Annotated in this window: 13 protein-coding genes; 7 read left to right on the forward strand and 6 right to left on the reverse strand. The window is 74.8% G+C overall.

Translation table 11 applies throughout. The features are described from left to right. Positions 1-13 precede the first annotated feature (13 nt). Together PVK37_RS27510 and PVK37_RS27515 are read right to left on the reverse strand one after the other, a co-directional pair. Entirely contained in the window at positions 14-1,330 is a 1,317-nt protein-coding gene (locus PVK37_RS27510) for a cytochrome P450 (protein WP_275030733.1), read from the reverse strand. A gap of 225 nt (positions 1,331-1,555) precedes the next feature. Next, complete coding sequence (locus PVK37_RS27515; RefSeq protein ID WP_275030734.1) at positions 1,556-2,476, reverse strand: GNAT family N-acetyltransferase; 921 nt, start codon at positions 2,474-2,476, stop codon at positions 1,556-1,558. A 189-nt stretch (positions 2,477-2,665) separates the two neighbouring features. Here PVK37_RS27515 and PVK37_RS27520 point away from each other — a divergent pair, with 189 nt between their 5' ends. Beyond that, positions 2,666-2,914 (forward strand): DUF2630 family protein, encoded by a 249-nt coding sequence (locus PVK37_RS27520; RefSeq protein WP_275030735.1) that lies wholly within the window; start codon positions 2,666-2,668, stop codon positions 2,912-2,914. 78 nt (positions 2,915-2,992) lie between these two features. Here the strand turns inward: PVK37_RS27520 and PVK37_RS27525 are convergent, their stop codons facing one another. From PVK37_RS27525 to PVK37_RS27535, 3 genes are all read right to left on the reverse strand, one after another. Further along, positions 2,993-3,937 (reverse strand): serine protein kinase RIO, encoded by a 945-nt coding sequence (locus PVK37_RS27525; RefSeq protein WP_275030736.1) that lies wholly within the window; start codon positions 3,935-3,937, stop codon positions 2,993-2,995. Positions 3,938-4,182: 245 nt separating this feature from the next. Beyond that, positions 4,183-4,827, reverse strand: a complete 645-nt coding sequence (locus tag PVK37_RS27530; RefSeq protein WP_275030737.1) for an HAD family hydrolase — start codon at positions 4,825-4,827, stop codon at positions 4,183-4,185. Positions 4,828-4,952: 125 nt separating this feature from the next. Then, a complete protein-coding gene (locus PVK37_RS27535; protein WP_275030738.1) occupies positions 4,953-5,804 on the reverse strand; it encodes a carbon-nitrogen hydrolase family protein in 852 nt (283 codons plus the stop codon). Between the two features lie 96 nt (positions 5,805-5,900). Here PVK37_RS27535 and PVK37_RS27540 point away from each other — a divergent pair, with 96 nt between their 5' ends. The 6 genes from PVK37_RS27540 to mug all read left to right on the forward strand — a co-directional run bounded on the left by PVK37_RS27540 (position 5,901) and on the right by mug (position 10,647). Further along, positions 5,901-6,473 (forward strand): TetR/AcrR family transcriptional regulator, encoded by a 573-nt coding sequence (locus PVK37_RS27540; protein WP_275030739.1) that lies wholly within the window; start codon positions 5,901-5,903, stop codon positions 6,471-6,473. 84 nt (positions 6,474-6,557) lie between these two features. Then, positions 6,558-7,490, forward strand: coding sequence for a TIGR04222 domain-containing membrane protein (locus PVK37_RS27545; protein WP_275030740.1), 933 nt, complete (start codon positions 6,558-6,560; stop codon positions 7,488-7,490). Beyond that, complete coding sequence (locus PVK37_RS27550; protein WP_275030741.1) at positions 7,487-8,482, forward strand: MbnB/TglH/ChrH family RiPP precursor modification enzyme; 996 nt, start codon at positions 7,487-7,489, stop codon at positions 8,480-8,482. The genes PVK37_RS27545 and PVK37_RS27550 overlap by 4 nt, the downstream gene beginning before the upstream one ends. Next, positions 8,479-9,009, forward strand: a complete 531-nt coding sequence (locus PVK37_RS27555) for an SCO6045 C-terminal-like domain-containing protein (RefSeq protein ID WP_480212891.1) — start codon at positions 8,479-8,481, stop codon at positions 9,007-9,009. Before PVK37_RS27550 ends, PVK37_RS27555 begins: the two co-directional genes overlap by 4 nt. A gap of 31 nt (positions 9,010-9,040) precedes the next feature. Then, positions 9,041-9,802 (forward strand): SDR family oxidoreductase, encoded by a 762-nt coding sequence (locus PVK37_RS27560; RefSeq protein WP_275030742.1) that lies wholly within the window; start codon positions 9,041-9,043, stop codon positions 9,800-9,802. A gap of 344 nt (positions 9,803-10,146) precedes the next feature. Continuing rightward, positions 10,147-10,647 (forward strand): G/U mismatch-specific DNA glycosylase, encoded by a 501-nt coding sequence (gene mug / locus PVK37_RS27565; RefSeq protein WP_275035244.1) that lies wholly within the window; start codon positions 10,147-10,149, stop codon positions 10,645-10,647. A 7-nt stretch (positions 10,648-10,654) separates the two neighbouring features. Here the strand turns inward: mug and PVK37_RS27570 are convergent, their stop codons facing one another. After that, the gene (locus PVK37_RS27570; protein WP_275035245.1) at positions 10,655-12,619 is read right to left on the reverse strand and encodes an ABC transporter ATP-binding protein; all 1,965 of its coding nucleotides are present in this window, start codon (positions 12,617-12,619) and stop codon (positions 10,655-10,657) included. Positions 12,620-12,649: the final 30 nt, after the last annotated feature.

Genomic DNA, 12,649 nt, shown 5'->3' on the forward strand with positions numbered 1-12,649 from the left:
GCTACCGGTCCTCTCAGGCCACCGCGGACGTGCCGGTGAGGGTCAGTTCCACCCGACGTCGCGGGCGGAGGGCAGCGGCCAACCGCAGGCCGGGCACCCCGGGCTGCCGCAGCCGGAACCGGTACCGGCTCAACATGGTGGCGACGATGAGCTGGGCCTCCAGGTAGAACAGGTACATGCCCAGGCACTGGTGCGGGCCACCGCCGAACGGGTAGTGGGCGTAGCGGTGCCGGGTCCGGACCCGTTCCGGGCGGAACCGCTCCGGGTCGAACTCGTCGGGGCGGTCCCAGAAGGCGGTCATCCGCTGGGTGACCAGCGGGCTGGCGACCACCGTCGCGCCGGCCTCGATCGGTACGCCGTCGATGACGTCGTCGGCGACCGCGCGACGCGGGATCAGCCAGCCGATCGGGTACAGCCGCAGCAGCTCGTCGAGGACCATCCGGGTGTAGCGCAGCTCGCCGAGGTGCTCGCGGCGCACCGGCTCGTCCCCGACCACCCGGGTGACCTCCTCGTACAGCCGGTCGGCGACCTCGGGGTGCTCGTCGAGGTGCGGCCAGAGCCAGGTCAGCACGTTGATGGTGGTCTCCGTGGTGGCGGCGAACATCGCCACCGTGTCGTTGCGTACCTGCCGCTCGTCGAGCTGCCGGCCGTCGTCGGTGCGGGCCCGCCAGAGGGTGGAGATGATGTCGTCGCCCTGCTCCGCGGTGGCGCGGGATTCCCGCACGATGGGGACGAGCACCTCGTCGACGATCCGGACGGCCCGCCGGAACGGCCGGTCCCCGGGCATGGGAAGCGACAGCGGCGCGAACGGCACCACGATCCGGGGGATCACCGCGCTGGCGATGACGTCCTGGGCGTTGACCACCCGGATCGCGTCGGCCACCGAGATCTTGTCGGCGAAGAGCACCTTCATGATCGCCCGGCAGACGATCCGGGCCTGCTCCGCGCCGATGTCGACGAACCGCCCGGCCCGGGACGGGGCGTCGAGTTCGTCGACGGCGGCGGTGACCGCCTCGGCCATCCCGTCGATCATCGACTCGACCCGCTTGGCGGTGAACATCGGCTGGAGCATCCGGCGGCTGGCCGACCAGATCTGCCCCTCACCGAGGATGCCCTCGCCGAACAGGCGCTTGACCGGCCGCCAGAACAGCCCGTCCCCGGCCCGCTCGTAGTTCTCCGCCCGTTCCCGCAGCACGTGCTGCACGTGTTCGGGGTGGGTGACCAGGTAGGGCCGGAACGAGCCGAGGTTGATCCGGGCGACCGCGCCGCCGGTCCGGTTTCCGGCGTCGATGAGCGCCCGGGCCGGATCACGGACCAGGGCGGGCAGCATCCGGCGCAGAGGGACCCTCGCGGGACGACCGGTACGCGCCGGGAAGGGGTGCGGTGTTCCCACCTTTTGGGCTCCTCCCGGTATCACCGCTGAGTCGCGGGACCGTCATTCCGAGTCACAAGACCCGCTGAGCATGCCATCAGGATCTGCGATCCACCAGACGGGGGGTGAGGAATTTTCGCTCGCAACATTTGCGTAATCCATACAGGAGAGTTGCGCCGCTGTTCAGCGGACCAGCGTCCGCCGGTATCTCCACTCGGCACCGACGGGCAGGTAGCCGAGCTGGGCGTTGATCGCCAGCATCCCGCTGTTCTCGGCGTCGTTGCAGGTCAGAGCCGTTCGGTAGCCGGCCGCAGCGGCCTGCCACAGCGCGGCGAGCTTGACCGCGCGGGCCAGCCCCCGCCCCCGGTACGCCCGCCGGGTCCCGGTCATCCCGGACTGGTAGCGCGCTGAGTGGTCGGTCAGCGCGAGGCTGAACGCGACGACCAGGCCATCGTGGAACGCCACGGTCGTCAACGTCCGGTCGAGGTCGGGCCGGTCCCAGTAGCTGAGTCGCCAGTCGGCGAAGCTGGTGTCGTCCATGCCGACGTCGCCGGGCTCGTCCCGGGACACCGCCAGGTCCGCCTCGTACAGCGGACGCGGATCACCGGCCAGCTCGGCGGCGCTGACGATCCGGACCCCGGGTGCCGGCGGCAGCGCGGGCGGCAGCCCGGCGGTCAGGTCCCGCGCCAGGCACAGGCTCCGCCGGCCGCGCCGGTAACCCCACCGCTCGGCGAAGGCGACCGCCGCCGGTTCGTCGGCCACCTTGCCGTACGCCGTCCGGGCCCCGATCTCCCGCAGCCGCCGCTCGGCCGCGGTGAGCAGGGCCGCGCCGACGCCCTGCCGCCGGTACGTCGGCAGCACGTTCAGGCTGGCGTAGCCGAGCCCCGGTTCGGCGCTCTCGTGCAGCAGCCCGGTCCGGGCCACCCCGACCACGGTGCCGTCGACCTCGGCGAGCAGCAGCCGCCACCGCTCGGCCGGCGGCGCGTGCTCCGCCTGCCAGGCCAGGGCGGCCGGGCTGAACACCCAGTACGGCGCGGCGTCCCGGAGCACCGCCGCGACGACGACCGCGTCGGACGGCTGGAACGGGCGGACGGTGACCGACATCAGCGGCAACCTACCCGAGCGCCGGCCCGGTACGCCGTCCCCGTCCGGTGGCGGCCGGCACCGGGACCGGCGTGTCCGGGCCCTGGCCCGGCACCAGGTCGGCCGCAGCCGGGTACCAGGTCGGGCGCGGCCGGGTACCGGGCCGGGCGTGTCCGGGCGCGGCCGGGCGGCCTGTGCCAGGCTCATGGCATGGACGACAAGACCATCCTGCACCGCATCACCGAGCTGGTCGACGAGGAGCACCGGCTCCGGGCGGACGCGCAGTCCGCACACGCCGGCACCGACGACGAGGCCCGCGCTCGGCTCCGGCAACTGGAGGAGTCCCTGGACCAGTGCTGGGACCTGCTCCGCCGACGCCGGGCCGCCCGCCAGGCCCACGGCGACCCGGACAGCCAGGGCACCCGCCCCGTCCCGGAGGTCGAGCGCTACCTCCAGTGAGGCGGCCCGGCACCGGTCGGTCCGGGCCGCCTGTCTCCAGCGGCCCGGACCGGCCCGCAGCCGGCGTGCCCCGGCCGGTCAGCGGATGCCGGCCTCCCGGAGCAGGCGGCCGGTCAGCACGTCCGGGTCGGCCAGCTCGGCCGGCAGCCCCCGGGCGGCGAACCAGGTGCCGACCACCCGCACGTCCCGGGCCAGGAACTCCGGACCCTGCGGGTTCGCCACCACGTCCACCGCCTGCGGCAGGTCGATCATGACCAGTCGACCGGCGTGCACCAGGAGGTTGTACGGCGACAGGTCACCGTGCGCGTACCCGGCACGGGCCAGCACGGTCAGCACGTCGACCAGTTGCGCCCAGAGGGCGCGCAGCTCGGCCGGCTCCGGTCGGAGCTGGGCCAGTCGGGGCGCGGCCGCCCCCTCGTCGGCGTCCCCGATGAACTCCAGCATCAGTTCGGTGTCGAGCAGCTGCACCGGGTACGGCACCGCGACCGCGCCGAGCGCCACCCCGATCTCCCAGAGCCGGGAGAGCACGGCGAACTCGGCCGCCGCCCACTGTCCGGCGATCATCTGCCGGCCGAAGGCGGTCCGCCCGGCCATCGCCCGATTCTCCCGGGACCGCCGGACCCGGCGTCCCTCCAGGTAGCCGGCGTCCCGGTGGAACAGCCGGTGTTCCGGGGCCCGGTACCGTTTCACCGCCAGCAGGCAGGACCGGTCGGTGTCCGGCACGGCACGCCGGACGAGGTGGACGTCGGCCTCCTTGCCGGTCTTGAGCACCCCCAGCTCGGTGTCCTGGGCGGCCAGCTCGGTGACCAGCCAGTCCGGGTACGGCTCGGGGCCGTGCACGGCCTGGTCCCAGGTCGACCAGCGGTCGCCGGCCAGCGGCCGGTCGGGGTCGCCGTCGTCGTCGGCGGGGGCCGACGGCGCCGGCCGCCCGCGCTTCAGGAAATCGAGTTCGTCGTCGTCGAAGCGGTTCTTGCCGCGCGGCCGGCGCTCACGCGCCGCCGGGATGAAGTCGTGTTCACGCACGGGTTCGGTGATCCCTTGATCGAGGCTGACGGAGGCTGGTGGAAGGCCCCTACGAAGACGGCCATGACCGACCCCCTCTCCTCGACCGGGCGACGCCCGGATGCGCTGTTCGTGGCGCCCATGCTCGCCGCACGCCGTCCCGCCGGCAACCGGTTTTCGCGGACAGGGCGGGCACACCGGGCAGAGCCGGCCGACGGGCGGCACGGCGGGCGGAGCCGGCCGACGGGCGGCGCGGCGGGCGGGGCTCAGCGGGCCAGCACGATGGCGATCGCGTCGAGCATCCCGTCGACCGCGTGGGTCGGCGCGAACCGGTGCTCCAACCAGCTCCGTCCCCGCCGCAACCAGACACTGGGCAGGCCGACCGCCGCCGCCCCGCCGATGTCCGACTCCGGGCTGTCCCCCACCACCCAGGCGTCCCGCAGCGGCAGCCGCGCCCGACGGGCGGCCAACGCGAAGATCCGGGGGTTGGGCTTGCTCACCCCGGCCTCCTCGGAGATCACCCAGTCGGCCACGTACCGGTCCAGTCCGGTACGTCGGATCTTGGTCTCCTGCTGGCGTACCACACCGTTGCTGACCACCACCGGCACCCAGCCGGCGGCGTCGGCGATGCGCAGCGCACACGCCACCAGCGGGCTCAGCCGGGTGTGCTCGACCACCCCGTCGTGCATCCCGTCGACCAGGTCGATCGAGGGGACCCGCAGGTCGTACCGGCTCCGGATGGCGTCGGCGACGTCCCACCGGTCGGTCAGCCCGTCGGCGTCGACGGAGAGCAGCCAGTCGATGTCGGCGGCCGGCGCGCCGATGCCCGCCAGGAAGCGTTCACCCCAGATCCGGAACGGCCCGGTGCGGTCGAGCAGGGTGTTGTCCAGATCCACCAACAGGAGCGGCACTCGGGCAGGCTACGGGACCGGGGCGGTACGCCGACAGACCTCGATTCCGTGGGCTGCGCGCAACCCCGGGTGGCCGGACCACCCCGGTCGGGCCGTGGGCGCGGTGGCTCCGGTGGTGGCGGGGCTCAGCCGCGTACCCGGGCACGGGCCGGCCCCTGGTCGGGCAGGCGGTCCAGCAGCATCGGGTGGTCGGCGCGGGTGCGCGCCAACAGCACCGGGTCGAGGGTCGCCACCAGTACCCGTTCGCCGCTGTCCGGACCGCGGGTCAGGCACCGGCCCTCCGGGTCGTACACCGCCGCCCCGCCGTTGAACCGCCACGGGTCCGTGCCGTCGACGGAGTTGGCGAAGACCACGTACATGGTGTTGTCCAGGGCGCGGGCCGCGTAGTAGACGTCCCGCCGGTGCGCGGAGCCGACCCGGTAGCCGCTCGGGCAGAGGTAGCCGTGTGCCCCGTCGGCCGCCGCGGCCCGCCCGTGCTCGGGGAAGCAGCCGTCATAGCAGATGCCCAGCCCGAGCCGCCAGTCGTCGACCAGCAGGGTCGCGCCGCGCCGTCCCGGGGTGAACAGCTCCCGTTCGGCGCTCCACAGCTGCTGCTTGTCGTAGCCGACCCGGACCGTCCCGGACCGGTCGACGACCAGGGCGGCGATGGTCCGCCGCCGGTCGGGGTGGCGCACCGGCGCGCCGACCACCACCACCGCGCCGGCGTCGCGGGCCGCCGTCCGCAGCGGGTCGAGCCGGGGGTCCGCCACCGCCGCGTCGGCGTCGGCCGGGACGTCGGTGCCGGCCGGGTCGGCGGCCAGGGTCGGTGGGTGGTAGGCCGACAGGAACAGCTCGGGCAGGACGACCACCCGGGCGCCGGAGTCGGCCGCGTGGCGGACCAGCCGGGCGGCGGTCGAGGTGTTGCCGACCAGGTCACCGGGGACGGGGTCGGCCTGGACGGCGGCCACGGTCAGCGGAGCGGAGGGGAACGACGTCATGCCCGGGATGCTAGGCGGGAAACCCGCGGGGAACACGCCGTTCATAAGCCGTACGTACGGTTTGCGTCGGGCCGAGGCACCTGACACGATCGGAGCGTGCCCAGAGTAAGTCAGGACCAGCTCGACGCGCGGCGACAGGAGATCCTCGCCGCCGCCCGGGCGTGCTTCGCGCGGCACGGGTACGAGGGTGCCACCGTCCGCCGGCTCGAGGAGGCCACCCGGCTGTCCCGGGGCGCCATCTTCCACCACTTCCGGGACAAGGACTCCCTCTTCCTCGCCGTCGCCGAGGACGACGCGGCGGCGATGGTCGAGACGGTGGCCCGCAACGGGCTGGTCCAGGTGATGCGGGACCTGCTCGCCCGGTCCATGTCGCCGGACACCACCGGCTGGCTCGGCAGCCAGCTCGAGGTGTCCCGCCGGCTGCGCACCGACCCGGCGTTCGCCCGGCGCTGGGCCGAACGCTCCGCCGCGATCGCCGAGGCCACCCGGGACCGGCTGACCCGGCAACGCGACGCCGGGGTGCTGCGCGAGGACGTGCCGATCGACGTGCTCGCCCAGTTCCTCGAACTGGCCTACGACGGGTTGGTACTGCACCTGGCGATGGGCCGCCCGGCCGGCGATCTCGGCCCGGTGCTCGATCTGGTCGAGGAGGCCGTCCGCCGCCGCTGACCAGCACCTGTACGCCGGATTCCGGCCCTGGCGGCGCTGCCCCACAATGGGGCACCGAATCCCTCCGCGCACAGGAGCACACCGATGACCCAACTGGCGGCAGCGGGCGACACCTGGGGCATCTCCGGCCCCGCCTTCCTCGCCATCTACCTCTCCTTCGCCATCCTGGTGGTCCTCGGCTCGGTCGTCCACCGGGCCTGGCTGTTCGGTGGCAGCAACCGGTCCCGGTACGACCAGCTCGGGCCGCAACAGGTCGCGTACCTCAACGGGGGTGCCCGGCTGGCCCTCTACAGCGCGATCGGGGCGCTGCGCTCGGTCGGCGCGATCGGGGCGGACCAGCACCGTCTGCTGCGGGCCACCGGCCCGCTGCCCGCCGGGGCCACCCCGCTCGACCAGGCGGTCCACCACGCCGCCGGCCGGGGCGCACGCACCCGGGACCTGCCCCGGGACCACTGGGTGTCCACCGCCCTGGACCAGCTCCGCCAGGACCTGGAGAACCGGGGGCTGGCTCTGAGCGCGGAGCAGCGACGCAGCGCCCGGCTCGGCCCGTTCCTGCTGCTCGTCCTGCTCGCCGTCGGGGTGCTCCGGCTCATCGCCGGGCTGGGTAACGGCCGGCCGGTGGGTCTGCTCCTGGTCAGCCTGCTCGTACTCGGGGTGGTCTTCGTGGTCCAGATGGCCCGGGTGCCCCATCGGACCCGCGCCGGCCGGCAGGCCCTGAGCAGCCTGCGTACCCACTACCGGTACCTCGCCCCGGCGTCGGCGCCCGCGTACGGCACCTACGGTGCCGCCGGGGCGGCGATGAGCGTGGCGGTCTTCGGTGCCGCCGCCCTGTGGACGCTCGACCCCGCCTTCGCCGCCGAGGCGGAGATCCAGCGCAACGCCGCCGCGAGCAGCGGATCCTCCTACGGCGACGGTGGCGGCGGCGACAGCGGCGGCAGCGGTGACAGCGGTGGTGGTGACAGCGGCGGAGGCGGGGGCTGCGGCGGCGGAGGCTGCGGCGGCGGGTGCGGCGGATGACCGGCGGACCCGCCACCCGGGCCGCCGCCCACGCACACCCCACCGGCGGACCCGCCACCCGGGCCACCGCTGCCGGCGGCCCCCCGGCCGGCGGGCCCGCCACCCGGGCCACCGCCGGTGCCGCCGCGCCACCGGGCGGCGGGCCCGCGCCCACGCCGGCCACCGCGCGGCGGGCGGCGGCACCGGCCGGCGTGGGCATCGGCTGGCGGCCGGAGATCGCCGGCTTCGTCGCCGACCTGCCCGGCCTGCGCTTCGTCGAGGTGGTCGCGGAGAGCGTCACCCCGACCGGGCCGCTCCCGGCCGGGCTCGCCGAGTTGCGGCGGTGGGGGGTCACCGTGGTCCCGCACGGGGTACGGCTCTCCCTCGGCGGGGTCGAACCGGTCGACCCGGCCCGGCTGGCCCACCTGGCCGCGGTCACCGAACTGCTGGACGCGCCGCTGGTCAGCGAGCACATCGCCTTCGTCCGGGCCGGTGGCGTCGAGGCCGGGCACCTGTTGCCGCTGCCCCGTACCCGGGAGGCGGTCGACGTGGTGGTCGGCAACGTACGCCGGGCCCAGGCCGAGCTGCCGGTGCCGATCGCGCTGGAACCGATCGCCGCCCTCTTCGACTGGCCCGACGACGAGCTGGACGAGGCCGCGTTCGTCACCGAGATCCTCGAACGGACCGACGCGTGGCTGCTGCTCGACATCGCCAACGTGCACGCCAACGCCCGCAACCGGGACGCCGACCCGCTCGCGCTGCTCGACCGGCTCCCGCTGGAACGGGTCGCCTACACGCACATCGCCGGGGGCACCGAACACGCCGGCCTCTACCACGACACACACACCCATCCAGTACCACCGGCGGTGTTCGACCTGGTCCGCGAGGTGTGCGCCCGGCACCGGCCGCCCGCCCTGCTGCTGGAACGCGACGGGCACTACCCACCGGCAGAGACCCTGCGCGCCGAGCTGGACGCGCTCGCGGCAGCGGCCGACTGCCCGTCGGTGACGTGAGCGGCGACCACGAGCCGGCCGGCGACCGGCCACGGCCTGAGGGTGCCGGACCCGGCGGCGTCCGGCCGACCGGTGCCGAGCGCCGCGGTGACCTCGCCGCCCGGCAGGCCGCGCTGGTCGCGGCGCTGGTGGCCGGAGCGTCACCGCCGGCCGGTTTCGACGTCGCGCGGGTCGGCGCGGCCCGGGACGCCCTGCTGCGCAAGCGGGCCGGGCACGTGGCCCGGCACTGGCCGCTGCTCGCCGCCGGGCTCGGCGACGCCTGGCCGGCCACCTTCGCCCGCTGGGCGGCCGGCCGCCCGGGTCAGGGCGGGCTGCGGGACGGCTGGGACGTCGCCCGCGCGCTGCACGCCGAGGGCACCCTGCCGCCGCTGGCCGCCGGGGAACTCGCCGTCCGCGAGGCGACCACCCGCTACGACGGCGTACACCCGCCCCGGCCACGCCGGCTGCCGGCGCTGGTCCGGGTCGGCGACGCCGTCGCGGTGCAGCTCCTCGGCCGGGTACGCCTGCACCACCGCCCCCGTCGGTAGCGGCCCGACCGGCTGCGGCAGGATCGACGGCATGGATCTCGGACTCAGCGACCGGGTGTACGTCCTGACCGGCGCGTCCCGCGGCCTCGGGTACGCCACCGCCGAGTGTCTCGTGGCGGACGGGGCCCGGGTGGTGCTCTCCGCCCGGGACGCCGACGCGGTGGCCGCCGCCGCCGACCGGCTCGGTGGACCCGCGCACGCCGTCGGCGTCGCCGGTGACCTGACCGACCCGGCCCTGCCGCAGCGGCTGGTCGACACCGCTCGGGACCGCTTCGGCCGGCTGGACGGCGCGCTGGTCTCGGTGGGTGGACCGCCCGGGGGCACCGCCGCCACGGTCAGCGACGAGCAGTGGCGGGAGTCGTTCGAGACGGTCTTCCTCGGCACCGTACGGGCGGTGCGGACGGTGGCCGCCGCGCTGGACCCGGGTGGGGCGATCGGTCTGGTGCTGTCCACCTCGGCCCGGCACCCGATCACCGGGCTGGGCATCTCCAACGGGCTGCGCCCCGGACTGGCCGGGATCGCCAAGGACGTCGCCGACGAGTACGGTCCCCGGGGCGTCCGGGTGGTCGGGCTGCTGCCGGGGCGGATCATGACCGACCGGAACGCCCAGCTGCTCGCGGCGAGCGGGGACCCGGCACGGGCCCGCGCCGAGGCGGAGGCGGGCATTCCGCTACGCCGGTTCGGCGAGCCGGCGGAGTTCGGTCGGGTCGCCGCGTTCGTCCTCTCCCCCGCCGCCGGCTACCTGACCGGGCTCACCGTCCCGGTCGACGGCGGCGCGACCCGCAGCCTGTGAGAGCCAGCGGAGACGGCCGGCCGGGGGCCCGCCCGGAGGCACCGGTCGGGCGGCGGCGGCCGGCGTCCCGGGCCGACCGGTCCCGCCCCGACCGGCCCGTCCACGGCGACAGCCGACCCGTCGGCACCGAGGGCCGGTCCGGCGAGGCCGAGGGCTGGTCCGTCGACAGCGAGGGCTGGCCCGTCGAGACCGGCCCGCCCGCCGAAACCGAGGGCTGGTCCGTCGAAACCGACAGCGGGTGGGTCGGGGCCGACGGCCGGCCCGTCGGTGCGGACGGTCACCGGTCGGCCGCGCGGCGGGTCCGGCCCACCCGGGAGGAACTCGCCGCGGCAGCCGACCGCACCATCGCCGACCTGCTCGCCCCCGGGCTGGACGTGCTCTTCGTCGGAATCAACCCGGGACTGTGGTCGGCAGCGACCGGTTGGCACTTCGCCCGGCCCGGTAACCGGTTCTGGCCGGCGCTGCACCGGGGCGGCTTCACCCCGCGCCAGTTGCACCCGAGTGAGCAGGACGAGCTGCCCCGCCACGGGCTGGGCATCACCAACATGGTGGCCCGGGCCAGTGCCCGCGCCGACGAGTTGACCGCCGAGGAACTGGTGACCGGGGCGCAGATCCTCACCGGCAAGGTCGAACGGTACCGGCCCCGGTGGGTGGCGGTGGTGGGGGTGACCGCGTACCGGATCGGTTTCGCCCGGCCGAAGGCGCGGTTCGGGCCGCAGCCGGAGCTGCTGGCCGGCGCACGGCTGTGGGTGCTGCCCAACCCGAGCGGCCTGAACGCCCACTTCACCGCCGAGACCCTGGGGGCCGCCTTCGGTGAGCTGCGCGTGGCGGCCCGCCAGGGGTGACGCCCGGTCAGTTGGCAGCCGACGGCGGCAGTGCCTCCTCGGCGACGTACGCGCCCATCGGCACCGTGGTGACCACCGGCTCCGGGCCGGTCGCGTCGGTGTACGGGCGGGGCGAGTCGGCGACGGCGAACTGGGTGCGGTACAGCTCGGCGTAGAGGCCACCCACCGCGACCAGCTCGTCGTGCCGGCCCCGTTCGACGATCCGCCCCTCGTCGAGGACGAGGATCTGGTCGGCGTCCCGGACGGTGGAGAGCCGGTGCGCGATCACCAGCGCGGTACGCCCGGTCAGCGCCACCGCCAGGGCCCGCTGCACCGCCGCCTCGCTCTCCGAGTCGAGGTGCGCGGTGGCCTCGTCGAGGATCACGATCGACGGGGCCTTGAGCAGCAGCCGGGCGATGGCGATGCGCTGCTTCTCACCGCCGGAGAAGCGGTACCCGCGCTCCCCCACCGTGGTCTCCAGCCCGTCGGGCAGGGCCCGGACCAGGTCGGCGACCTGCGCGCCGGCCAGCGCGGCCCAGATCTCGTCGTCGGTGGCGTCGGGCTTGGCGTAGCGGAGGTTCTCGGCGATGGTCTCGTGGAACAGGTGGGAGTCCTGGGTGACCACGCCGATCTCGTCGCGCAGCGAGGCGGCCGTGGCGTCGCGGACGTCGACCCCGCCGACCAGCACCTGCCCCTCGGTGACGTCGTAGATCCGGGAGACCAGCATCGACAGGGTGGACTTACCGGCACCGGACGGGCCGACCAGGGCCACCATCTGGCCCGGCTCGACGGCGAACGACACCCCGCGCAGCACCGGCTCGTTGACCGTACGGTCCAGGGTGGCGACCTCCTCCAGGGAGGCCAACGACACCTCGGCGGCACTCGGGTAGCGGAACCGGACGTCGCGGAACTCGACCCGGCCGTTGCCGCGCGGCACCGGCACCGCGTCCGGCTTCTCCTCGATCGAGGGTTTCAGGTCCAGCACCTCGAAGACCCGGTCGAACGACACCAGGGCGCTCATCACGTCGACCCGGACGTTGGACAGCGCGGTCAGCGGCCCGTAGAGGCGGGTCAGCAGCAGGGCGAGGGTGACCACGGTGCCGGCGCTGACCGCGCCGTTGACCGCGAACCAGCCGCCGAGGCCGTAGGTGAGCGCCTGGGCCAGCGAGGCGACCAGCAGCATCGCCACGAAGAACGTCCGGGAGTACATCGCGGACTGGATGCCGATGTCGCGGACCCGCTCGGCCCGCTGGGCGAAGCGTCGGGCCTCGACCTCCGGCGCGCCGAAGAGCTTGACCAGCAGCGCGCCCGACACCCCGAACCGTTCGGTCATGGTGGCGTTCATCTTGGCGTCGAGGTTGTACGACTCCCGGGTGATCTCCGCCAGCTTCTTGCCGACCCGGCGGGCCGGGATGATGAAGATCGGCAGCAGCACCAGCGACAGGGCGGTGATCTGCCAGGAGAGGGTGAACATCACCGCCGCGGTCAGCACCAGCTGGATGACGTTGCTGACCACCCCGGAGAGGGTGGAGGTGAACGCCCGCTGGGCGCCCATCACGTCGTTGTTGAGCCGGCTGACCAGCGCACCGGTCTGGGTACGGGTGAAGAACTGCACCGGCATCCGCTGCACGTGGTCGTAGACCCGGGTGCGCAGGTCGAGGATGATGCCCTCGCCGATGCGGGCGGAGTACCAGCGCTGGGCGAGGGAGAGCAGCGCGTCGGCCACGGCCAGGCCGGCGATGAACAGCGCGATGCGGACCACCGTCGAGCCGGCCTCGGCACCGCCCCGGGTGATCGCGTTGATCACGTCGCCGGCGAGCACCGGCGTGGCGACCCCGATGACCGCGGCCAGCACCACGGTGATCAGGAAGACCACGATGTCCCGCCGGTACGGCTGGGCGAACGCCACGATCCGCCGTCCGGTGCCCCGGTTGACCCGGTGCGCGGACACCTCGTCCGAGTTACGCATCGAGCGGAGCGTGCTCCAGCCCATGCCACCGTGCGGGTTCGACACGCGTCACCT

Source organism: Micromonospora cathayae, assembly GCF_028993575.1.
GTDB classification, from domain to species: Bacteria; Actinomycetota; Actinomycetes; order Mycobacteriales; family Micromonosporaceae; genus Micromonospora; species Micromonospora cathayae.

What these genes read in the sequence shown, in the direction of transcription:
- PVK37_RS27510 (WP_275030733.1), bottom strand. Translation starts at nt 1,330, where the DNA reads ATGCTGCCCGCCCTGGTCCGTGATCCGGCCCGGGCGCTCATCGACGCC.
- PVK37_RS27515 (WP_275030734.1), bottom strand. Translation starts at nt 2,476, where the DNA reads ATGTCGGTCACCGTCCGCCCGTTCCAGCCGTCCGACGCGGTCGTCGTC.
- PVK37_RS27520 (WP_275030735.1), top strand. Translation starts at nt 2,666, where the DNA reads ATGGACGACAAGACCATCCTGCACCGCATCACCGAGCTGGTCGACGAG.
- PVK37_RS27535 (WP_275030738.1), bottom strand. Translation starts at nt 5,804, where the DNA reads ATGACGTCGTTCCCCTCCGCTCCGCTGACCGTGGCCGCCGTCCAGGCC.
- PVK37_RS27545 (WP_275030740.1), top strand. Translation starts at nt 6,558, where the DNA reads ATGACCCAACTGGCGGCAGCGGGCGACACCTGGGGCATCTCCGGCCCC.
- PVK37_RS27550 (WP_275030741.1), top strand. Translation starts at nt 7,487, where the DNA reads ATGACCGGCGGACCCGCCACCCGGGCCGCCGCCCACGCACACCCCACC.
- PVK37_RS27560 (WP_275030742.1), top strand. Translation starts at nt 9,041, where the DNA reads ATGGATCTCGGACTCAGCGACCGGGTGTACGTCCTGACCGGCGCGTCC.
- PVK37_RS27570 (WP_275035245.1), bottom strand. Translation starts at nt 12,619, where the DNA reads ATGGGCTGGAGCACGCTCCGCTCGATGCGTAACTCGGACGAGGTGTCC.